The organism is Kibdelosporangium persicum (assembly GCF_013280595.1).
GTDB classification, from domain to species: Bacteria; Actinomycetota; Actinomycetes; order Mycobacteriales; family Pseudonocardiaceae; genus Kibdelosporangium; species Kibdelosporangium persicum.
The window spans coordinates 270,108-291,729 of record NZ_JAAATY010000006.1 but is presented as its reverse complement, the minus strand read 5'-3'; the positions used below and the strand labels follow the sequence as shown (position 1 = coordinate 291,729).

Genomic DNA, 21,622 nt, shown 5'->3' with positions numbered 1-21,622 from the left:
GACGGTCATGGACGATCGAACCCGAAATCGCACGGACGTGGACAGCGCGTTGCTCGGTCACGCCACCTACCGCAGCCTCGGTGAGCAGAAGCTCTCACCGGCCGAGGAACGTTTCGAGAAGGCCCGGCGGACGGTCGGTCTCTGGCTCGCGCCACTCGTCACCATCGTGTTCCTGGCGTTGCCGCTCGACCTCGCCGGTAACCAGCAGACGCTCGCGGGCATCCTGCTCGGCGTCATCATCCTGTGGATCACCGAGGCCGTGCCGATCCCGATCGGCGGCCTGATCGGCGTCGCGGCGATCGTGGTCCTCCAGGTCGTTCCGGCGGAGGACGCGCTCGAACCGTTCGGCTCGTCGACGATCTTCACCTTCATCGGGGCCTTCATCCTCGCCCAGGCCATGCTGAAACACGGCATCGCCCGCCGGTTCGCCTTCCGGATCCTCGCGTTGCCCCGGGTCGGCCGCTCGACGTTCGGCGTGATCCTCGCGTTCGGCGCCATCACGTGCGTGCTGTCGGCCTTCGTGTCGAACACCGCGACCGTGGCGATGCTCCTGCCGACCGCGCTCGGCATCCTCGCGGTCATCGCGAAACTGCTGCAGGAACGGGGAATCGTCGAGCAGGACTTCGACCCGCTGCGGCTGCGCGTCGGTGCCGCCCTGCTGCTGATGCTGGCGTACGGCGCGAGCGTCGGCGGACTGCTGACCCCGGTCGGCAGCCCGCCCAACCTGATCGGCCGCGGCCTGATCGAACAGGCGACCGGCCAGCGGATCTCCTTCGCCGAGTGGTTCCTGATGGCCCTGCCGATCTGTGCGGCGATGTTCGTCGTGCTCGGCCTGATCCTGCTGTTGATCAACCGCCCGGAGATCCGCCGGATCGAGGGCGTCGAGGACTACATCGCCCAGGAACGCGCCAAGATGGGCCCGTTGTCCCGCGCCGAGAAGAACACCCTGATCGCCTTCGGCATCACGGTCGTGCTCTGGATCGCGCCCGGCATCATCGCGGTGATCTTCGGCAACGACTCGGCGATCTACGACAACGTCAGCGGCAGGCTGAACGAGGGGATCGTCGCGGTCCTCGGCGCGTCGCTGCTCTACCTGCTGCCCACGGACTGGTCGCGGCGTGAGTTCACGCTTCGCTGGCGGGACGCCGCGGAGATCGACTGGGGCACGATCCTGTTGTTCGGCACGGGCATCATCTTCGGCTCGTTGCTCGGCAGCACCGGCCTGGCGAAGACCCTCGGCGAGTCGGCCTCGAACTCCCTCGGGCTGAGCAGCACGGTCACGATCACGATATTCGCCGTGGTTCTCGCCATCGTGGTCTCGGAGACGACGAGCAACACGGCGTCGGCCTCGGTCGTCGTCCCGATCATCATCTCAATCGCCGACGCGGCCGGGGCGAATCCGTTCATCCCGGCGCTGGCCGCGACCTTCGCGGCGTCCTTCGGCTTCATGCTGCCGGTGTCGACCCCGCAGAACGCCGTGGTCTACGGCTCCGGCGCGGTCTCGATCACCCGCATGATCCGTTCGGGCGTCTCGTTCGACGTGCTCGGCGCGATCCTGATCCTCATCGGACTCCCGCTGATGGCGGCGCTGCTCGGTCTCGCCTAGCACCGCCGGTGGGTTCCGGCTGGCCGCCGAGTCCCGTCACGGCCAGCCGGAACAGCCGGTTCGCCTGCGCCGCCGGGTCGGGATAGGACTCCGTGGCCAGGACGATTCCCACGATCAGGGTGATCAGTTCCTTGACGGTCACGTCCGTCGTCACGCCGCCGTCCCGTATTGCCCGGCGCAGCAAGGGATCGGCGGCCTCTTCCAGCGCCGTCGCGCAGGAGTTCTCGTGCACGGGGTCGCCGTCGAAGGACAGCGCGGCCGCCAGTCCCCGGGCGGCGACGCAGTAGGCGACGACGTCATCCAGCCATTCCAGCAGCGCACCCCGGCTGTCGTCGCTGTCTGTCAGGTCGTGGGCACGCGCGCGGAGGGCCTCGATGCGTTCCCGTGACACCGCTTCCAGGAGTGCGCGGCGGGTGGGGAAATGCCGGCGCACGGTCGCCGAGCCGACTCCTGCCGTGCGGGCGATCTGTTCCAGGGACGCCGCGGCGCCGTGCGCGGCGACCTCCTCCTCGGCTACGGCGAGGATGCGCGCGTAGTTGCGCCTGGCGTCGGCGCGCTGGCGGTCGGGCATGGCGTCCTCTCCGTACTTGCTAAGTGGCGGGCCCCGCCGTATCGTACCGGACGTAAACGGCGGACCCCGCCACTTAATTTCGAGGAGTGTCATGTCCCTGGAATTCGCGCCTGTCCTGGTCACTGGTGCCACCGGCAAACAGGGCGGTGCGACCGTCCGTGCCCTGCGAGCGGCGGACGTCGCCGTCCGCGCTCTGGTGCGCGACCCGGCCACCGACCAGGCCAAGGCTGTCGAGGCCCTCGGCGCCGAACTGGTCACCGGCGATCTGGACGACCGCGATTCGCTGGTCCGGGCCGCGAAGGGTGCCCGAGGTGTGTTCTCCGTGCAGATGCCCACCATGTCCGCGGATGGCTTCGATTTTGACGGTGCGCGGGTGCAAGGCATCAACCTCGTCGAGGCGGCGAAAGCCGCCGGCGTCGAGCAGTTCGTGCACACGTCGGCGATGGGCGCCGGGCAGCACCGCGAGTCCGTCGGCTGGGTGGAGGGCCGCTGGCCGATGCTGGAACGCAGCCTGGATGCCAAGAGCGAGGTCCAGGACCACGTCCGCGCGGCGGGTTTCGCGCACTGGACGCTGCTCAAGCCGGGCTTCTTCATGGAGAACCTGTTGCCGTCCGCGGCTTACCTGTTCCCGCGCGGTGTCGAGGGCGGGCTGGTGAGCGTGGTCAAACCGGAGACCCGGCTGTCGCTGGTCGCGGTCAAGGACATCGGCAGGGCGGCTGCCGCCGCTTTCGTCGCGCCGGAACGGTTCGACGGGGTCGAGTTGGAGCTGGCGAGTGACTACCTGTCGATGACCGAGATCGCCGAGATCCTCTCCCGCGTACTGGGCACGCCTCTGGTCGCGCCGGAGATGACCGAGCAGGAGGCGTTGGCCGCCGGGATGCCGCCGATGGGCGCCACGCTCGACTGGATGAACGAGGCAGGCATGCCGGGCCGTCCGCAGGACGCGAGGGACTTGGGCATCCCGCTCACCAGCTTCGAGCAGTGGGCGCGGGAACACGTGCGCGCCGACGCCTGACGGGCCGAACGGTCTCCGCCCTGTCAACGTCACGATTAGCGTAGCGTCATGACCGACGTACAGGGCCATCACGACCGTCGATTCGACAACGTCCGTGCCGCGTTCGAACAGAACGTGGCTTCCGGTGAGGAGCTGGGCGCGTCCCTCGTCCTCGACATCGACGGCGATGTAGCCATCGATCTGTGGGGCGGGTACCGCGACCCGGCTCGCACCACCCCCTGGGACGAACACACCATCACCAACGTGTGGTCGACCACGAAGACCGTCACCAGTCTCGCCGCGCTCATCCTCGTCGACCGCGGCGACCTCACCCTCACCGCACCGGTGGCGGAGTACTGGCCCGAGTTCGCCGCCAACGGCAAGCGGGACGTGGAAATCCGCCACCTGCTTTCGCACACCTCCGGTGTCGCCGCGCTCGACCAGCCTGCCGTGGTCGAGGACCTCTACGACTGGGAGAACTCGACCGCCCGGCTGGCCGCCCAGGCACCCTGGTGGGAACCGGGGACGGCCTCGGGCTACCACGTGACGAACTTCGGTCACCTGATCGGCGAGGTGGTCCGTCGCGTCACCGGCAAGACCTTGAAGCGGTTCGTCGCCGAGGAGATCACCGGCCCGCTGGGCGCGGACTTCCAGATCGGCGCGGCCGAGCGGGACTGGGGCCGGATCGCGGACGTAGTTCCGCCACCGCCGGCACAGATCGACTTCGCCGCACTCGGCGCGGACAACCTGATGGTGCGAGCCCTGACGGGTCCTGCCGTGGACGCGAACGTGGCCAACACACCGGCCTGGCGCCGTGCGGAGATCGGCGCTGTGAACGGGCACGGCAACGCCCGGTCGGTCGCGCGGGTCCTGTCGGTGATCGCCCGTGGTGGTTCGGTCGACGGCGTCCGGCTGCTCGGCCAGGACACCATCGACCTCATCTTCACCGAACAGGCCAACGGTGTGGACCTTGGCCTCGGTATCCCGTTGCGGTGGGGCGTCGGATACGGGTTACCCCGCCAGGACACCATCCCGTGGATCCCGGACGGACGGATCTGCTTCTGGGGCGGCTGGGGCGGATCGATGATCATCATGGACGTCGAGCGGCGCATGACGATCTCCTACGTGATGAACAAGATGGCGCCCGGCATCATCGGCTCCGACCGGAGCGCCACCTATGTCACCGCTGTCTACGAGGCACTCCGGCGTGCCGCCTAAGCCCGGACAGGCGATCTCAGGCGGCGGGGAAGTCGGTGGACGGCGCCGTCCCCGCTGTCGCCTCGACGTTCGCCCGCAGGGCGTCGACCTTGGCTGTGGCGTAGGAGTGCGCGTCCGATCCGAGCAGTTGGCGCAGCGGGCCGTCCCCGCTGACCACCTGGCCGATGATCGCCGCGGCGCCCCTGACCGGGTCACCGAGCTGGCTGCCCTGCAGGCGAAGGTGCTCGGCGGTCATCTCACGGATCGCCGGGTAGGCCGCCGTGGTGGCGGCGGGCAACGCGATCGAGTCCGTGGTCAGGAAGTCGGTGCGGAAGTAGCCGGGTTCGACGATGGTGACCTTCACGTCGAACCCGGCCACCTCCGCGGCGAGGGCCTCACTGAGACCCTCCAGCGCGAACTTGCCCGCGCAGTAGAGCGCCCAGCCCGGGACGGCGGTCAGCCCCAGGATCGACGACACGTTGACGATGTGGCCGCTCCGCTGCTCACGCAGGATCGGCAGCGCGGCACGCAACACGTTCCACACGCCGACGACCTGGACGTCGAGCATGTCGCGGACATCGCGGTCGGTGGTCTCCTCCACGGCGGCCAGGAAGCCGTAGCCGGCGTTGTTGACCACGACGTCAAGGCCACCGAAGCGTTCGCTCGTCTGGTGGACCGCCTGCGTGACAGCTTCGTCGTCGCGCAGGTCGACGGCTAGCGGCAGCAGCCGTGACGTGTCGACGTCACCGAGCGCGGACAGCAGGCGCTCGGTCGAGCGCGTGGTGGCGGCGACGTTGTCGCCCCGGTCGAGCAACTGCTTGACCAACTCAAGACCCAGGCCGCGGGAAGTACCGGTCACGAACCAGGTCGCGGGTCGATCCATCGGGAAAGCCATTGTCGTCCTTCACTCACGATCTGCGGGGAAGTACGGCGGTCGTCCGCCGTGACTCCAGCCTGGAGCACGGAAAGCCGTGCTGGGCGGTCATCTCGGGCCCTGTGCGACCGAGGATTGGGCAACCTGGGACTGAGAGGTCCACTCACGACCGGGTGAAGTCGGCGACAATGGGTTCCGTGCCCAACACCAACCGGGAACTCGCTGACTTCCTGCGCCGAGCCCGCAGCCAGGTCGACCCGCGACGGGCCGGCCTGCCGTCCGACGGGCGCGTGCGCCGCGTGCCTGGCCTGCGGCGCGAGGAAGTCGCGCTGTTGGCCGGGGTGTCCACCGACTACTACGCCCGGCTGGAACAGGGCCGGCGCATCACGCCCTCCGCGGCCGTGGTCGAGGCCATCGGCCGCGCCCTGGAACTCGATGCCGCTGGACGTGCCCATCTCGAAGACCTCATCGGACTGACCGCCGCACCGGCTCACCGACGGGCCCGCGGCGTCCAGCGTGTGCGTCCAGGGCTCTACCAGCTTCTCGATTCCCTGGACGGCGAGCCCGCGCTCGTCCTCGGCCGCCGCACCGACGTCCTGGCCGCCAACCGGATGGCCAAGGCCCTGTTCACCGACTTCGACCGGCTGCCCGCCAGGCACCGCAACTACGCCCGCTGGATGTTCCTCGACCCGGACGCCCGGTCGCTGTTCGCCGACTGGCCGGACATGGCCCGGGCCGCGGTCGAGAGCCTGCGGTTCGAGGTCGGCCGTGACCCCGGCGACAGCGTCACGACCGCTCTGGTCACCGAACTGCGGGAACAGAGCCGCGAATTCGACCAGTGGTGGGAGCAGCACCGGGTCCACCAACGCACCCACGGCTCGAAGCGGCTACGTCACCCGCTCGTCGGTGAGCTGACCGTCGAGTACGAGACACTCGCGCTGCCCGGTGACCCGGACACGACTCTCTACATCTACACCACCGAGCCAGGATCGGCCTCCCGGCGAGCCATGGATCTGCTCGCGAGCTGGACGATTACGAACGCCTGAACGGCCGCGCCACTCACTTGGAGTCGATACGGCCCAACGTGTTGCCGCCGTCCTGCAACGCCTTGCGGGCTGTCTGCCAGCCGAAGTCGTCGACGCCGAGCGCATCGCGCAGGTAAGCCGTGGTGACCTGCTGGATCAGCGCGACACGTTCGGGATTCTCGTCTGTCGTCTCCTTGGCTTCATAGCCGGAGATCCCGCCGAGCGAGTGTTCCGCGCCGAACAGGGTGAGCAGGTCCGTGGCGCCAGGGCTGAGGTGGTACGCGTCGGTGAACCAGTCCGGCCCCCGGACGGACAGGGCAGACTGGTCCCGATCACCGGCGACCACGAGCGCTGGCGTGGTCAGCTGCGCGAAACTCGGGTTCATGAAAGGGAAGTGCTCGGCGGCGAACGGCGACAGGTCCGCGCCGCCCGTGCCGGTCAGGGCAAGCAGCACACCCGCTCGCACCCGGGGATCGGACATGTCCTCGCCGGAACCGGCGACCTGCGCGCCCAGCAGCATGCTGGCCGACTGGGCACCCCACGAGTGCCCGGCCACGGCGATCCGGCCGCGATCCAGCCGCCCGGCCAGACCGGGCACCGCCGCTTCGACGAGATCGAGCTGGTCCAGGACACGCTTGAGATCCTCGATCCGGACCCGCCAGATCAGCGGTGTCCGCGGATCGTCCGGAGCGAGGCCCAGGGTCCGTGAGTCGAGATGAGTGGGTTGTACGACAACAAAGCCGTGCGCGGCCCAGAAGTCGGCCAAGGGGCCGTAGCCGTCCATCGACGAACCGAAGCCGTGCGAGAAAACGATGACGGGCAGGTTGTCCCCGGTCTGGGGCGCGGACACGCGCACTCGCAGATCCTCGCCGCGGCCCGGGGCTGACAGCACCACCGGCTTCACCGAGACGACAGGAACGGAATCAGGGTTCATCACAGGTTTCCTCTCTACGCCGACGCGCTGTGGATCGCGTCGGCGAGGATCTGGTCGGCGACCCACTGTGCGACGCCGGTGGGGTAGGGCGCCGGCAGTCCGAGGACGACGTGCCGGAAGCCGGCGCCGGTCGCCTCCCTGATCGCGTCCCGGGTAGTGCCGGGCTGGTCGTAGGAGACAGGCAGGTAGATCGAGCGGGTGATCGAGGCGGGGTCTCGGCCGATCTGCGCGCAGTAGCGGTCCAGCAAGGCGCTGCGGCCGATCACGTCCTCGATGTCGCCGCCGGGGATGTTCCACACGTCGGCGTGTTCGGCGACGACACGCAGTGTCGCCGACGACCGGCCGCCGATGACGATCGGCGGATGCGGGCGCTGGACGGGTTTCGGGTTGCCGAACGCCCCGGTGAGCTTGATGTACTCGCCGTCGAAGTCGAACGGGTCGTTCTCCGTCCACAGTCGACGGATCACCGTGCACGCTTCGGCGAGGCCGCCCACGGCGTGGGCGGTGTCGTGGAAGGGCAGGCCGTGGGCTTCGTACTCGCGGCGGGCCAGGGGATGGCCGGGCCGGGAGCCCACGCCGATGCCGAAGTCGAGCCGTCCGCCGGAGACGATGTCGACGGTCGTGGCGATCTTGGCGAGCATCGCGGGCGGCCGGAACCGGTTGCTGGTCACCAGCAGGCCGAGCCGCAGCCGCCGGGTCTGTGCGGCGAGGGCGGAGAGCAGTGTCCAGCCTTCGTGAATCGGGCCGTCCAGCTCGCCCGCGATCGGCATGAGGTGGTCGAACAGCCACGCGTGCTCGATGTGGGGGACCGTGTCGGCCTCGCGCCAGACCCGGACGATGTCGTGGTAGTCGACCTGCATCGGGGCGGTCATGATCCCGAAGCTCGGCCGGGATGGGTCGGTCATGCGCCGGGTGTCCTTTCGACATGGCATGATGAGCAAACGGAACGTTGCTCCGCTAACGATACGGAACCGTGTTCCGTTTAGCAAGCGTGCGGAAAGGTGCGATGCGGTGAGTGAAGGCGCGGGCCGGGCGAAGCGGGCGGACGCCCGGCGTAACGAGAAGGCTCTGCTCGACGCGGCCGCCGACGTGTTCGTGACGTCAGGCGTGGACGCGCCGGTCCGCGACATCGCGGCCAAGGCGGGCGTCGGGATGGGGACGATCTACCGGCACTTCCCGACCAGGGCGGATCTCATCGTCGCCGTCTACCGCCACCAGGTCGAGGCGCTCGCCGAGGCCGGCCCGCACCTGCTGGCGACGAGCGAGACCCCGTACGCCGCCCTGGCGAAATGGATCGACCGCTTCGTCGATTTCCTGGTCACCAAACACGGACTGGCCGCTGTGCTGCAGTCCGACGACGCCGGATTCCAGACGCTGCACGCCTACTTCCTCGACCGGCTCGTGCCCGTGTGCACCGAGTTGGTCGAAGCCGCCGCCGGTTCCGGCGAGATCCGCTCCGACATCGGGGCCCTGGAGCTGATGCGCGGCGTGGGCAACCTCTGCGTCAGTCCCGACAACGACAAGCGCTACGACCCGCGCCGGCTGGTCGCGCTCCTCATCGCGGGACTGAAAAAGCCCGGGCCCTGACACCAGTGTCAGAGCCCGGGCTTGGTCAACCGGGATCAGAGCCGAGCGTCGCCCTTGGCGGCGGCGGCCTTCTCGGCGGTGGCCACCCGCTCGGCGGCCTTCGCCGCGCCGGTGCTCTCGCGCTCCGCGGCCAGGGCGGTGCGGGCAGCGCCCAGTGAGGTGGACTCACCGGCGATGCCGCCACGGATGCTGTTGTTGTCCGCGACCTCGGCGACCGGGTCGTTCGCGGTCAGCTGCAGCTGGCCGTTGATGATGTTGTCGTCCAGCGTGGTGCGGCCGGAGGTGTTCGAGATGGCGACATCCCGGGCGAAGTAGTTGCCCGACGCGCACGAGTCCAGCCCGCCGTTCGGGCCGAGCTGCACGCCGCCCAGGTTCCCGGCGAACGTCGACTTGCCCAGGACGGCGCTCCCGCAGATCACGCTGCCGGTCGCGTTGTTCAGCACCGACACCGCACCGTCGACGAAGACGTTCCTCAGGTCGGTGAAGTAGGCGCCGCTCGTGCTGACGGTGCCGGTCACCTCGCTGTCGGTCACGCTGACCTCGCCGACCTGCGAGTTGAGGTTGCCGTCGATCTTCGAGCCCGCCTCGACGAAGAGGAAGCCCTCGACCGGCTGCGTTCCCTTGGGCTGCACCACGACCCGGGCGGTGTCGGTGTTCTTCAGGTAGATGCCGAATCCGCCGGCCGCCAGTGTCACGTCACCGTCGACGCGGGTGTCCACCGAGTCGAAGTAGGCGTTCGCCGCGACCTGCACCTCACCGTTGACCGTGCCGCCCTTGATCACAAGGTTGGCGTCCTTGGCCACCCGGACGTTGCCGGTGATGGTCGTGCCCTGCAGGGAGCAGGACTCGCCCGGCGGCACGTACAGGTCGCTCGGCACCGTCACGGCGCCGCCCGTCCCGACGCAGTACATGACCAGATCGGCGTTCGCCGGCGCGGCCATCATCACGGACGCGGTGACCATCGCGCTCAGGGTCGCGAGCGCTGAAGCGGTCCGTCTAGCCATCTTTGTTTCTCCCTGCTGCGTTGAAAGGAACTAGTTGCCGATGTCGGATCGCGAGGCCGCGCGCACGATCGTGCCTGCGTCCCGCGGGGACAGCACGCCACGGTTCACCAGCTCGGTGGTGACCGCGTCGACGTGCCTGACGAATACCCCGTGGCTCGGCCAGTCGCCGTACTGGTCCACGAGGTCGCTGACGGTGCAGCCGTTACCGGTGTCCACATTGGCCACACCGGTGTCGTCACGTCCGATGATCACGGTCTCGCGTGTGTCGGACTCCGGGCACGCGTCGGTGCCCGGCTCGACGACCGTGAAGGACACGGACTTCTCCGGCGCGACGTTCCCCGCGTTGTCGCTGGCCCGGTACTTCACGGTGTGCGCGCCCTTGGCGCTGACCGGGAAGGTGTTCGTGTACTGCGTCCAGGCCCCGTTGTCCAACGAGTACTCGACGAGTTTGACGCCCGACTGGCTGTCGGTCGCGGTGATGGTGACCGACGCGGTGTCGACGAAGTTGCCGTTCGGGTCCTTCGGGCCCGCGACGGTCGCGTTGGTCGTCGGTGCGGTGGTGTCGGCAGGCGGCGGTGCGATCGTGAAGCTCGTCATGCCTTCGGCCGACACGTTGTTGGCGTTGTCGGTGGCCCGGTAGTGGACCATGTGCGCACCGGTTGCGGTGACGTCGAAGGGTGCCGTGTAGGCGGTCCAGTTCCCACTGTCCACCTTGTACTCGGTCGACTTGACGCCGGACTGGCTGTCCGTGGCGGTGATCGTCACCGTCGCCTTGGCAATGTAGTTGCCGTTCGGGTCCTTGTCACCGGTCACGGCCGCGTTGACGGTCGGGGGTGTGGTGTCCGGTTGTCCGACGATGGTGAAGCTGGTCATGCCTTCGGCGGAGACGTTGTTGGCGTTGTCGGTGGCCCGGTAGTGGACCATGTGGGCGCCGGTTGCGGTGACGTCGAAGGGTGCCGTGTACGGCGTCCAAGCGCCGGAGTCCAGTTTGTACTCGGTGGACTTGACGCCGGACTGGCTGTCGGTCGCCGTGATGGTGACCGTGGCTTTCGAGATGTAGTTGCCGTTCGGGTCCTTGTCACCGGTCACGGCCGCGTTGACGGTCGGGGGTGTGGTGTCCGGTTGTCCGACGATGGTGAAGCTGGTCATGCCTTCGGCCGACACGTTGTTGGCGTTGTCCGTGGCCCGGTAATGCACCATGTGCGAACCGGTCGCGGTCACCTCGACCGGAGCCGTGTACGGCGTCCAAGCTCCCGAGTCGAGCTTGTACTCGGTCGACTTGACGCCGGACTGGCTGTCCGTGGCGGTGATGGCGACCGTGGCCTTGGAGATGTAGTTGCCGCTGGCGTCCTTGTCACCGGTGACAGTGGCGTTGACCGTGGGCGGTGTGGTGTCTGGCTGTCCGACGATGGTGAAGCTGGTCATGCCTTCGGTCGAGACGTTGTTGGCGTTGTCGGTGGCCCGGTAGTGGACCATGTGGGCGCCGGTTGTGGTGACGTCGAAGGGTGCCGTGTACGGCGTCCAGTCGCCACTGTCCAATTTGTACTCGGTGGACTTCACACCGGATTCGCTGTCCGTGGCGGTGATGGCGACCGTGGCCTTGGAGATGTAATTGCCGTTGGCGTCCTTGTCACCGGTCACGGCCGCGTTGACCGTCGGGGGAGTGGTGTCCGACGGCGGCTCGACCACGCGGAACTGGGTCGAACCGGTCTGGGACACGTTGCCGGCCTTGTCCGTCGCCCGGTACTGCACCGAGTGGTCACCGATGGCCGTGACGTCGAAGGGCTGGGTGTAGGTCTGCCAGCTCGTGTCGTCGACCTGGTACTCGACCTTGTCCACACCGGACTCGCTGTCCGTCGCGGTCACCCCGACCGTCGCCTTGCCGACGTAGTCGCCGTTGGTGTTCTTGGTTCCGGTGACCGTGGCGTTGACCGTCGGGGGAGTGGTGTCCGGCTGAGTGGGACCCACGATGAGCTCGCCGGCCATGGTCTGGTGGCCCGGCAGGGCGCAGAAGTACCGGTACTTGCCCGGTGTCAGCGTGACTGTGACTTCGGCCTTGTACGGCGGGAGGAACGCGTCGACGGTCAGGTTGACCGAGACATCGTGGTTGTAGCCCGGCGTCGACTGGTCGAACGTCAGGTTGTGCGTCGTCTGGCTCTGGGTCTGCGGGCCGTTCTCCAGGACGATCGTCGTCGTGCCCGCGGCCGCGTGTGTCGGCGCTGACTTGAACCTGGTCATGTCGTTGTCCGTGGTCCAGGTCAACGTCTGCGCCTGGATCAGGACCGGGTCGGGGATGGGGCCGGCGGACGCGGGAACGGCGACGGCGATCGACGTCACCATCAACGCGCCCGCCACCCCGGTGATCAAGCGTCGAAACATGCTGCACCTTCCATGAGTGCGGGGGACCGGCCGGTGCGCCACCTCGGGCGGCGCACCGGCCGGTCGTTCGCGGTTAGAGCGACCGCACTCGGATGTTCTGGAAATCGATCACGTCGGCGTTGCCGTGGTTCTGCAGACCGATGAAGCCACTGGCGAACTGGCGCAGATCGGTCGGCGGGTCACCCGCACGAGACGACTGCTTGCCCGGCGTGTTGTCGAACTCGTTGATCACCTTGCCGTTGCGGATGATCGTGTAGTGCTGTCCGACGACCCGGATCTCGTAGTCGTTCCAGACGCCCTTCGGCGTGGCACCGGCGGCGGGCATTCCGTTCGGGTCGAAGTTGTAGATCGACCCGGTCTTCTGCGGTTCACCGGTCTCGCCGTCGTAGATCTGGATCTCGTGCCCACAGAAGATCGCGACCCAGGCGGGCGAGGTCTGTGCGCTGCCGACCGTGCCACAGCTGCCCGGCGGACGCTGGTCCAACGGGATGCGCGGGTCCGGGAACCGGGTGAACAGACCACTGTTGGCGCGGGTGTCGCCCGGTGAGGAATCCCGGAACTTGAGCTTCACCGAGAAGTCACCGAACTCCTTCTGCGCGTACCACAGCATGCCCAGCCCGCCGGAGGACCGCAGTGACCCGTCCGGCTGGATCGAGAACGACCCGCTCGGCGCCTGCTCCCAGCCCTGCAGGGACTGCTCGGTGCCGTCGAAGATCGGCTCGTACCCGGTGTTGGCGGCAGTGCCGACGTCAGACCCCGCCGCCGCACGCGTCAGCGCCGAGTTCTCCCGGGCGGTGATCACACCGTCCTTCTGCAACTGGGCGGCCAGCGCCTCGACGTGCCGGACGAACGCGCCGTGGTCGGCCCACGGGCTCTCGTCGTCGAGCAGGTCGTTGATGGTGCAGCCACCACCGGTCTGCTTGTTGGGCACACCGGAGTCGGAGTCACCGACGAACACGGTGGCGCGGCTGTCGGGCACCGCGCACCCGACGTTCACCGTCACCGGCACGACCTGGGTCGCGCCGTCCGCGTAGGTCACCGTCAGCTTCGCGTTGTACGTACCGGTGCGAGCGTAGGTGTGACGCGGGTTGGCCTCGGTCGACTGCGTGCCGTCACCGAAGTCCCACCGGTAGGACACGCCACCGGACTTCGAGCCGGTGAACCCGATCGTCAGCGGCTTGTTCTGCACCGCCACCGAAGTCGCGGCAGGCCGCGGCGTCGGCTCGCCACCGTGGTAGGTGATCCGGATCAGCTTCTGGTTCGGGTGCAGGCTGAAGAACCCGCCGCCGTAGTCGAGCAGGTAGAGCGCGCCGTCCTTGCCGAACTTCGCGTCCATCCAGCTCTGCAGCTGCGTGCTGCCACCACCGCCCGGGATGATCGCCCGCAGCGACTCCGCGAACGCCGGCGGCTGTGCGGTCGGCACGCCGGCCGGGTCGACCGTCACCGCGATGCGGTTGGCCGGGTTGCCCTCGTCACCGATGAACCACTTGTTGTTCCAGTACGACGGCCACGCGACACCGCTGTTGGTGTCGACCAGTTCCCGGTGGTAGGTCGGGCCGGTCATGACCGCCTGGTTGCCGCCCTTCAGGTACGGCTGGGTGAAGATGGTGTCCGCCTTGTTGTACGTCGGCAGGCCACTGCCGTCCGGCCGGGTCGGGAAGACCGGGCCGCCGCCGTCCGGCGAGTACCAGATCATGTTGTTCTTCACCGGCGGCAGGTCGACCAGACCCGTGTTGCGCGGTGAGGTGTTCTTCGGCGCGTTGCAGTCGTACCAACCGGTCAGCACCGACGCGTCGGTGTTGCTGCGGTCGCGGTACGGCTGCTTGTTGCCCATGCAGTACGGCCAGCCGTGGTTGCCCGCCTCGGTGATGATCGTGGCGGTCTCGTACTTGGCCGGGCCGAGCTCAGGGTTGGGCGAGGGCGCGTCCGGGCCGACCCACGCGGCGGTCAGCCACTGCGTCACCGGGTCGATCTGCAGGCGCGAGATGTTCCGCACGCCCATCACGTAGATCTCCGGCCGGGTCTTGTCCGTTCCCGGCGGGAACAGGTTGCCCTGCGGGATGGTGTACGTGCCGTCCGGCTCCGGGTGGATGCGGATGATCTTGCCGTTGAGGTCGTTGGTGTTGCCCGACGTGCGGCGGGCGTCCTGGAAGGACAGACCACCGAACTCCTCGGTCCAGTTGTTGCCGGAGTAACCCGTCGAACCCTCGGACGAGTTGCTGTCACCGGAACCCACGTACAGGTTGCCCTTGGCGTCGAACGCCATGCCGCCACCGGCGTGGCAGCAGCTGTGCTGCTGGACTTCCCACTGCAGCAGGTCCTTGCGCGTGCTCAGGTCGATCGTCTGGGCGTTGCGGTCGTAGGTCAGCCGCGAGATCGTCCGCTTGCCGGTGTGCCGGACCCGGTCGACGGTGTCCTGCGGCATCCAGTAGACGTAGATCCAGCCATTCTCGGTGAACTTCGGGTCCGCGACGATGCCGAGCAGGCCCTCCTCGTTCTTCACCAGCTCGCCGCCGCTGCCGCGGTTGCCCATCACCGGCAGCGTGGCCAACAGCTTGACCTGCTTGGTGTCGGTCTTGAACTGGTGGATCGTGCCGCAGCCGAGGCCGACCTTCGGGTCCTCCCACGGGACGATCGGGCCGGACGGGCAGGCCGCCTTGCCGACGTAGAAGATCGTGCCGTCGGGAGCGGTGGTCAGACCGTGCGACTCACCGATCTGGTCGAGCTGGCCCGGCTGGTTGGCCTGGGTCAGGCGCTCGATCTTGTAGTTCGCCGCGATGGTGGCCTGGCAGTCACCGCGCACCACACCGGCCGTCCACTTCAGCGCACCGGTCAGGTGCGTGCGGAACGCGGGCTCGCTGTAGCTGCCCTCGGTGTGGCCCATGCCGGTGTAGAAGGACCGGCCGCCTTCGTAGTCACGACACCACGAGACGGGGTGGAACGGCCCGTTGGCGCCGGGACCCGCGTCGTAGCGCCACTCCTCGACCTGCGCGACCGTGTGCACGGTGCCGACCGGGTTGGGATCCCAGTTGTACCACCGGTCCGACCGCGTCACGTTGAGCGGGAGGTCCTTGGTGGCCGGGTGCTGCCGGTCGAGGATGTTCACCACGGCCTGGTTGACGGCGGGCGTCGGCGGGGGAGTCGGGTCGCCCGCGAACAGCCCCAGGTCGGCCAGCTGGATGATCGGGTCGCCTGCGTTGGCCGTGATGTTCAGCCGGTAGCGCGTGTACGACACCGGCGAAGCGACGGGGAACACCCTGGTCTGGAACGGCTCGGTGAACACCTGGCCGGTCTGCCGGTCCACCGGCGTCCAGGTGCTGCCGTCGTTGGAACCCTCCAGGGTCCAGTCCTTGGGGTTACGCCCGGGGAAGTCGTTGGCCGACGTCAGCGAGTACCGGTTGACCGCCTTGGCGGCGGGCAGCTGGTAGGCCAGCCAGCCGGTCGGGTTGAACGTCAGCCACTTGGTGCTGGGGTTGTTGTCGGCGGCCTTCTCCTTGGTCTCGTTCGGCGGGTTCTCCGCGCTCGCGGTGACCGTGGCCACCGCCTCCGGCGAGGAGACACTGCCGACCGGCCGGGTGCCGATCAGGCCGGTGAACCACGAGGAGCCGGCCTGTGCCTTGGCGGCGTCACCGACACCGAGGAAACCGCCGCCTGCCTTCATGTAAGCCTGCAGAACGGCTTCCTGGTCACGGCTGAGCGCGGCCTTCTCCGCGGACAGGAACACCACACCGCGGTACGCGGCGAGGTTCTGCGCGGTGAACGCGGCCGGGTCGGAGGTCGTGTCGACCGCGATCCCGTTGGCAGCGCCGATCTCCTTGAACGTCTCGGCGGCCTTGGCCACCGGGTCCTGCTGGTCGGCCAGCGGGCCGTGGAACACCAGGACCTTGATCCCGGCCGCCAGCGACGCCGCCGTGGTGGCGGGTGCCTGCGGTGGCGGTGCCGCGGCCGCCGTGGTCAGGGTGCCGCCGACCATGGCCGCCGCCGCGGTCAGCACCAATAAGGCATGTCTCCCTGTTCTCCTGCGAAATCGACCGGTTGTGAACCGTCGCCCCATCCCAAACTCCTTTGTCGTAGGCAGGCCAGGAGGTCAGTTGTGGTGTGCGTGGCTCTCGTCCGTCCGCGGCGTGTCTGCCGCGGACGGTGCGGAGGCGTGCACGTGTCCGTGGAAGCGATCGATCGCTTCCTGTGCGCCGGGCGGCATGCTGCCGTCGGCGTTGCGGACGAGGAAGATGCCGGCCATCCCGGTGTCGGAGTGGCTCTGCACGTGGCAGTGGTACATCCACGCGCCGGGCCCGACGCCCTGGCCGGCGATGACCTGGAAACCGAAGGACGAGCCCGGGTTGAGGTCCTTGATGTCGATGATCGGGCTGGGATCGGCCGGGCCTTCGAGGTAGCCCGTGCGGTTGTCGGCCCAGCGGTGCGCGTGCAGGTGGAAGGTGTGCAGCGACGTGCCGTGCGCGATGGCCAGCCACTCCACCCGCTGCCCGAGGTTGGCCTCGAACATCGGGGTGTCCGGTGCCTTCTTGTGGTTGATGAACTGGTCGTTGAGGACCGCGACGAAAGTCCTGTCCGGCAGGACATCGCCCCGCCGGCGCACGATCAGGCCGCCGTACAGGCCACGTGCGAGACCGCCCGTGCCGTGGTCTGTGCCATTGGCGTGGTCGTGGTAGTGCCAGTAGCCGGCGCTGCCGGGGGTGTACAGCCTGCCGTGTCCCGTGGAGGCCATCTCACGCGACCGCCAGGTGTAGACCCGGGTCTCGTTGGGACCGTTGAAGGAGGCGTTGAGCGGGCTGCCGTCCGACTCGACGGAGTAGTCGACGCCGTGCGGGTGGATCGACACCCGCTCGTCGGTCTTGTTGACCAGCGTGATCTCCAGCGTGTCGCCTTCGTAGATCTCCAGCAACGGCCCGGGAATCGAGGCCTTGCCCGGCTCGAGTCCGTAGCCGAGTAAGCCGTTGGGCAGGTCCTCGACGTACATGGTGATCTTCTTGACCACACCGGTCTGTGCCTGGGCGGTGGAACCACCGGGAGCCGCCGCGCCCAGCGTCATGGCGGCGGGAACGGCCAGCCCGACGGTGGCCGTGGCGAGCACAGAGCGGCGGTTGACCAGGTTCTGCAACCAGCCGGTCTGAGCGTGCTTGTCCATCCTTCTCCATTCGGGGTAACGACGATCGGGCCGAACGGTCCTCGAAGCGTCTTCGACACCGCTACGAGGGCATGGCGGCACGCCCCGTTTGGTCAGCGTGGCGGCTCGCTCATCCCCAGCAATCGCACAATCCATCCATGCCGCGCTTGCATGGACGGCTGCCGATGTTGTTGTCTTGCCTCAGTCCGACGGGTCCGGTGTTCTTTCGTGTCGATCCCGTGCAACTTATGCATTCTGCAGACAAAAGTTAAGGGCCAAACGGCGTAACGGACCGGACAGGCCTTTGTCATTTCGCAAGACACCCGTCCGGTGTCGCCCGGGTTGGTTCAGGACGAGACAAATCCGCCGTCCACTGCTGCTAGGACTACGCCCACAGTTAATTACCGCGTGACAAAATAGACCGCATCCACGACACGCCGGGACGGCAAGCCTCACCCACAGTCAACCTGCCCCGCGTCCTCGTGAGTCTTTATCGGTGTTCTAACCCTGATAAACACTCACGAGGAGGAGGCTGCTGAGGGCGGCATTCAGCTCCGCCGAGGAGGTCGCGACCGCCGCGACGTAGGCATCGGGCCGGATCACCCACATCTCGCCCGGCCGCACGCCCAGTGCCGCGGACTCCCGGATCACCTGCACGCCGTCGCGGCAGAACGACCGGCACCGCTCCGGCACGAGCCGGCCGGCGGCGGGATGCGTGCCGGACGTCAGGGGAGAGGAGCGATACGGGAACGGCGCGGACAGCCTGCCCGAGTTGACCTCGGAATGCACCGACGGGTCGTGCCTGGCTCGTTCCAGCACCGAAAGCCGTCGTCGGCGCTGGGCATCGTCCTGGGGGACAAGGAAGTTCATCGTCTCGGTGGTCACCGCCAGGTTCTCCAGCGCCGCCGCGTGCCGTTCGACGTGGTACGTCTCGAGCAGATCCCCGGCGGACTTCCCTTGCAGCACAAAGGCGATCTTCCATGCGGCGTTCTCGGCGTCGGCCACGCCGGAGTTCAGGCCACGCGCGCCGAACGGGGCCATCAGGTGGGCACAGTCCCCGGCCAGCAGCACGCGGCCCACCCGCATGCGGGACGCCACGCGGGAATGGAAGCGGTAGACCGACTTCCAGATGACCGAGTACTCCGCGTCGCCGATGATCTGGCGGATCCGGCCGTCCAGGTCGTCGGTCTCCGCCGAGTAGTCCGCGGGCACCTGCCAGTCGATCCGGAACGTCGAACCGGGACACGGGTGGATCAGCACCTGACGGCCCGGGTTCCACGGCGGATCGAAGTAGAAGCGCCGCTCGTGCGCCCAGCCGGGAAGGTCCGCGGATATGTCACAGATGAGGAACTGGTCGTCGAACGACCGGCCCTCGAAGGTGACGCCCAACGCGGACCGCAGGGCGTCCGCGCGGGCTCCCGCGCACAGCACGACATAGGAGGCACGCAGCACTTGCCCGTTCACGCACGTGACGGTCACGCCGTCGGCGTCTTGGTCCAGACCGGTGACGTGGTGGTCCCATCGCACGTCGATCAACGGCTGCCGCGCGATCCAGGAATCCAGGATCTCCTCGGTCCGTGACTGCGACAGGTTCACGAACGGCGGCAGCGTGCCGGTGGACGGCAGGTCTACCGCGAACAACTCGGTGTCCTGGTAGAACGTCCGGGCGGTCCGCCAGGTCAGGCCCTCCGCGGTGATCTGCTCGCCCGCGCCGACCGAACGCCAGATGTCCAGCACGTCGCGCTGCTGGCAGATCGACCTGGAGCCGATCGCATCCCGTTCGGCACGACTGTCCAGCACCACCGCCGGCACGCCCCACCGGGCCAGCAACAACGCGGTGGTCTGGCCGACCGGCCCGTTGCCGACGACCACAACGGGAGTCATGCCAGCTGGTCCCAGACTTCCCGGTCGCGCTCGGCCGTCCAGATCACCGGGCGCTCGACGCCGGACAACTCGTCCCACGCCCGGGAGACGTCGAACGGCAGGCAGTGCTCGAAGATCGGCCACTTGCCGTACTGCGGGGACAGTGCCGCGTGGGTGCGTTCGAAGGCCTCCTTCAGCGTGCCGCCCGCGGCGTACACCGACGAGACCTCGTGCAGCAACACTGTCAGGAAGTTCCTGGTCTGGTCGATCGCGGCGTTCACGGCGGAACGGCCATGGGTGACCGCACCGCGTCCGCCGATCAGCACCGACGCGTCGAACGTCCGTATCTTGTCCAAAGTGGACGTCGCCCAGTCGCGGTGGAACGCGTCGCCGGTGTACAGGGCCGCCTGGGCTTCCACGAGGTCGCCCGCGTACAGGATGCGGTGGCGGGGCAGCCAGGCGACGATGTCGCCTTCGGTATGGCCGCGTCCGCAGTACCGCAGCACCAGATCGCCACGCTCGCCGCCGAGGTCGATGGTGAGCCGGTCGGAGAACGTCAACGTCGGCCAGGTCAGTCCGGGCACCGACTCCGGCGACTTGGCCAGCCGGGGCATCCTGGCGAACTCGCTCGCCCAGTCCTGTTTCCCGCGCTCGGCGATCAGCGCCCTGGTGTTCTCGTGCGCGACGATGATGTCGGCGTCGAACGCGGACGCGCCGAGCGTGCGAACCGCGTGGTAGTGCGACAGAACCAGGTAACGCACGGGTTTGTCGGTGTGTTCGCGCAGTTTGGTGAGCCATTCCCGCGCGGCGACCGGCGTCGCCATCGCCTCGAAACAGACGAGGAAGTCCTCGCCCTCGATCGCACCGACGTTCGGGTCGCCTTCCGCGGTCAGCGCGTAGATGCCGTCGCCGAGTATTTCCAGGGTCTGCTCCTTGTCGGCCAGATCGGCCGACGAGGCGAAACTCTTCTGGTTCACCCGAATGACTGTAGCGCGAACGGGAGTAATCGCGACTAGTCCATGGGCAGGCACCTGTGACGGGAGAAAGGCGGCACGCGGTGGCTACGCAGGCGGGGGAATGGCACGGCTTCCGCGGCAGGCGGAATAACGGCGGCACCGGCCACGGGACTCGCCGTCGCCGGGATCGTCGGGAGTGCCGCTGGTTCGTCCTTTCGAGTGACGGGTTTCTTGATCGTCATCGCTGTCCCGCCGATGGACCAGCGGATTCGGCGGGATCATTCGAGGGATCTCCCGAACGGGTGAACCGCTGTACGGCCTGTACGCCGGCTGGTACGTTTTCCGCTCCGACAGGATCCGCCGTCGCCGGTCCATTGTTTTCGAACCGGCCAGCTGAGGGATGGATTTCGTACGGTGCCCACTGTCGGTGAGATCGTCAAGGACAGCCTCGTCAAGCTGCGCAAGGGCCGCGGCGTGCTCGCCAGGGACCTCGAATCCCGGGTGCGGCCGGAGTTCGCCGAGCTGTTCAACGCCGGTGTGGACACCGGCACCGCCCTGCGCCGCAAGGTGATCGCCTACTGCGAGGAGCTGATGACCGGCCTGCCCGAGCCGTCGCGCCGGGCGGCTCGCTGCGGGCTGAACCTCCCGCCTTCGCAGGACGGCGACACACTGCAGCAGCGGCTGTCCGCCCTGGCGCGCGAGTTGTATTGCGACACAAGGACAGCACGCAGGCGGATGGACGACGCGTTCCTGCAGATGGCGGCGAACGCGGACCGGGGCCAGGTGCCGATGCCGGGCGTCGGGCACGGCGGGGCCGGCTGGTACGTCGACGTGTTCGACGCGGTGCTGCGCCTCGACCTGCCCAGTCCCGAGGCTGTCGAACGCCGCACGATCGTCGCGACCGCGTCGTCGCTCGACCGGATCGTCACGTCCATCGACGTGCCGCGGCACCCCTCGAACCACGACGCGCGGATGGAGCTGACCCGCGAGATGATGTTCGGCGGCCTGCTCGCCGGAACGGGCCAGGGCTCCAGCACCAATTTCAGCACCGAGATCACCCTGCCGAGAACGCTGCACCGCGGTGAACGGCACACCTACGGCCTGATCGCGCGTATTCCGCCCGGCCAGGAAATGGTGAACAGATATGTGTACGTGCCGTACCGGCAATGCCGGTACTTCACGCTGCTCGTGCGATTCCATCCGAACCGCGTGCCGAAGCGGATCTGGCGGCACGACGGCGTCCCGCACAGTGCGGTGGACGACGAGCCGGTCGCCGGAACGGAGCTGGAACCCAATCTGGCCTACGAGGTCAGTGCGCAGTTCCGGGACTTGATCAACGGTTGTGCGTACGGCATTCAATGGCGGTGACGCCGGGGGAGGCCCGCCCCCTGGCGTCACCGATCGCGGACGAATCAGTGCGGCTCCATGGTTTTTCCTCCTTCAGGAAACCGTGCGTGAAGGAAGACGTCGACCTTCGTGATCTGCCACCAGCTGGTGATTCACAGAA

General features: G+C 68.1%; 16 protein-coding genes. 6 read left to right on the top strand and 10 right to left on the bottom strand.

Annotated features, from left to right (window positions below; all coding sequences use genetic code 11):
* The first annotated feature begins 7 nt into the window (after positions 1-7).
* Positions 8-1,606: an SLC13 family permease gene (locus GC106_RS14150; protein WP_173129566.1), complete on the top strand. Its 1,599-nt coding sequence runs from the start codon at positions 8-10 to the stop codon at positions 1,604-1,606.
* Here the strand turns inward: GC106_RS14150 and GC106_RS14145 are convergent.
* A complete protein-coding gene (locus tag GC106_RS14145) occupies positions 1,563-2,177 on the bottom strand; it encodes a TetR/AcrR family transcriptional regulator (protein WP_173129563.1) in 615 nt (204 codons plus the stop codon). The two genes, GC106_RS14150 and GC106_RS14145, sit on opposite strands and share 44 nt — an antisense overlap.
* Positions 2,178-2,268: 91 nt before the next feature.
* Between GC106_RS14145 and GC106_RS14140 the strand changes: the two genes are divergently transcribed.
* Both GC106_RS14140 and GC106_RS14135 read left to right on the top strand, forming a co-directional pair.
* A complete protein-coding gene (locus GC106_RS14140) occupies positions 2,269-3,192 on the top strand; it encodes an NmrA/HSCARG family protein (protein WP_173129560.1) in 924 nt (307 codons plus the stop codon).
* A gap of 48 nt (positions 3,193-3,240) precedes the next feature.
* Positions 3,241-4,389, top strand: a complete 1,149-nt coding sequence (locus tag GC106_RS14135) for a serine hydrolase domain-containing protein (protein WP_173129557.1) — start codon at positions 3,241-3,243, stop codon at positions 4,387-4,389.
* A 16-nt stretch (positions 4,390-4,405) separates the two neighbouring features.
* On the opposite strand, the gene GC106_RS14130 is transcribed toward GC106_RS14135, so the two are convergent.
* Positions 4,406-5,251: an SDR family NAD(P)-dependent oxidoreductase gene (locus GC106_RS14130; protein ID WP_217280478.1), complete on the bottom strand. Its 846-nt coding sequence runs from the start codon at positions 5,249-5,251 to the stop codon at positions 4,406-4,408.
* A gap of 179 nt (positions 5,252-5,430) precedes the next feature.
* Here GC106_RS14130 and GC106_RS14125 point away from each other — a divergent pair, with 179 nt between their 5' ends.
* The gene (locus GC106_RS14125) at positions 5,431-6,288 is read left to right on the top strand and encodes a helix-turn-helix transcriptional regulator (RefSeq protein WP_217280525.1); all 858 of its coding nucleotides are present in this window, start codon (positions 5,431-5,433) and stop codon (positions 6,286-6,288) included.
* A 13-nt stretch (positions 6,289-6,301) separates the two neighbouring features.
* Here GC106_RS14125 and GC106_RS14120 read toward each other — a convergent pair whose 3' ends face one another.
* Positions 6,302-7,201, bottom strand: coding sequence for an alpha/beta hydrolase family protein (locus tag GC106_RS14120; protein ID WP_173129548.1), 900 nt, complete (start codon positions 7,199-7,201; stop codon positions 6,302-6,304).
* Between the two features lie 14 nt (positions 7,202-7,215).
* Positions 7,216-8,106: an LLM class flavin-dependent oxidoreductase gene (locus GC106_RS14115; protein WP_173129545.1), complete on the bottom strand. Its 891-nt coding sequence runs from the start codon at positions 8,104-8,106 to the stop codon at positions 7,216-7,218.
* 106 nt (positions 8,107-8,212) lie between these two features.
* On the opposite strand from GC106_RS14115, the gene GC106_RS14110 reads away from it, so the two are divergent.
* Positions 8,213-8,788 (top strand): TetR/AcrR family transcriptional regulator, encoded by a 576-nt coding sequence (locus GC106_RS14110; RefSeq protein ID WP_312872641.1) that lies wholly within the window; start codon positions 8,213-8,215, stop codon positions 8,786-8,788.
* A gap of 35 nt (positions 8,789-8,823) precedes the next feature.
* Here GC106_RS14110 and GC106_RS14105 read toward each other — a convergent pair whose 3' ends face one another.
* The 6 genes from GC106_RS14105 to GC106_RS14080 form a co-directional block, all read right to left on the bottom strand.
* Positions 8,824-9,792 carry a hypothetical protein gene (locus GC106_RS14105; protein WP_173129542.1) on the bottom strand — a complete coding sequence of 323 codons (969 nt, stop codon included), beginning with the start codon at positions 9,790-9,792 and terminating at the stop codon, positions 8,824-8,826.
* Positions 9,793-9,822: 30 nt separating this feature from the next.
* Entirely contained in the window at positions 9,823-12,171 is a 2,349-nt protein-coding gene (locus GC106_RS14100; protein ID WP_173129539.1) for an OmpL47-type beta-barrel domain-containing protein, read from the bottom strand.
* A 73-nt stretch (positions 12,172-12,244) separates the two neighbouring features.
* Positions 12,245-16,225: a ThuA domain-containing protein gene (locus tag GC106_RS14095; protein ID WP_173129536.1), complete on the bottom strand. Its 3,981-nt coding sequence runs from the start codon at positions 16,223-16,225 to the stop codon at positions 12,245-12,247.
* A 33-nt stretch (positions 16,226-16,258) separates the two neighbouring features.
* The gene (locus tag GC106_RS14090) at positions 16,259-17,317 is read right to left on the bottom strand and encodes a multicopper oxidase domain-containing protein (protein ID WP_173129533.1); all 1,059 of its coding nucleotides are present in this window, start codon (positions 17,315-17,317) and stop codon (positions 16,259-16,261) included.
* A gap of 480 nt (positions 17,318-17,797) precedes the next feature.
* Entirely contained in the window at positions 17,798-19,180 is a 1,383-nt protein-coding gene (locus GC106_RS14085; RefSeq protein WP_173129530.1) for an FAD-dependent monooxygenase, read from the bottom strand.
* Positions 19,177-20,136 (bottom strand): MBL fold metallo-hydrolase, encoded by a 960-nt coding sequence (locus GC106_RS14080; protein ID WP_173129527.1) that lies wholly within the window; start codon positions 20,134-20,136, stop codon positions 19,177-19,179. Before GC106_RS14080 ends, GC106_RS14085 begins: the two co-directional genes overlap by 4 nt.
* A gap of 393 nt (positions 20,137-20,529) precedes the next feature.
* On the opposite strand from GC106_RS14080, the gene GC106_RS14075 reads away from it, so the two are divergent.
* Positions 20,530-21,483 carry a hypothetical protein gene (locus GC106_RS14075; RefSeq protein ID WP_173129524.1) on the top strand — a complete coding sequence of 318 codons (954 nt, stop codon included), beginning with the start codon at positions 20,530-20,532 and terminating at the stop codon, positions 21,481-21,483.
* Positions 21,484-21,622: the final 139 nt, after the last annotated feature.

Coding starts and splice junctions, on each gene's coding strand:
- GC106_RS14135 (WP_173129557.1), top strand. CDS start 3,241: ATGACCGACGTACAGGGCCATCACGACCGTCGATTCGACAACGTCCGT.
- GC106_RS14105 (WP_173129542.1), bottom strand. CDS start 9,792: ATGGCTAGACGGACCGCTTCAGCGCTCGCGACCCTGAGCGCGATGGTC.
- GC106_RS14125 (WP_217280525.1), top strand. CDS start 5,431: ATGGGTTCCGTGCCCAACACCAACCGGGAACTCGCTGACTTCCTGCGC.
- GC106_RS14115 (WP_173129545.1), bottom strand. CDS start 8,106: ATGACCGACCCATCCCGGCCGAGCTTCGGGATCATGACCGCCCCGATG.
- GC106_RS14085 (WP_173129530.1), bottom strand. CDS start 19,180: ATGACTCCCGTTGTGGTCGTCGGCAACGGGCCGGTCGGCCAGACCACC.
- GC106_RS14150 (WP_173129566.1), top strand. CDS start 8: ATGGACGATCGAACCCGAAATCGCACGGACGTGGACAGCGCGTTGCTC.
- GC106_RS14130 (WP_217280478.1), bottom strand. CDS start 5,251: ATGGATCGACCCGCGACCTGGTTCGTGACCGGTACTTCCCGCGGCCTG.
- GC106_RS14140 (WP_173129560.1), top strand. CDS start 2,269: ATGTCCCTGGAATTCGCGCCTGTCCTGGTCACTGGTGCCACCGGCAAA.
- GC106_RS14090 (WP_173129533.1), bottom strand. CDS start 17,317: ATGGACAAGCACGCTCAGACCGGCTGGTTGCAGAACCTGGTCAACCGC.
- GC106_RS14095 (WP_173129536.1), bottom strand. CDS start 16,225: ATGGGGCGACGGTTCACAACCGGTCGATTTCGCAGGAGAACAGGGAGA.
- GC106_RS14145 (WP_173129563.1), bottom strand. CDS start 2,177: ATGCCCGACCGCCAGCGCGCCGACGCCAGGCGCAACTACGCGCGCATC.
- GC106_RS14120 (WP_173129548.1), bottom strand. CDS start 7,201: ATGAACCCTGATTCCGTTCCTGTCGTCTCGGTGAAGCCGGTGGTGCTG.
- GC106_RS14100 (WP_173129539.1), bottom strand. CDS start 12,171: ATGTTTCGACGCTTGATCACCGGGGTGGCGGGCGCGTTGATGGTGACG.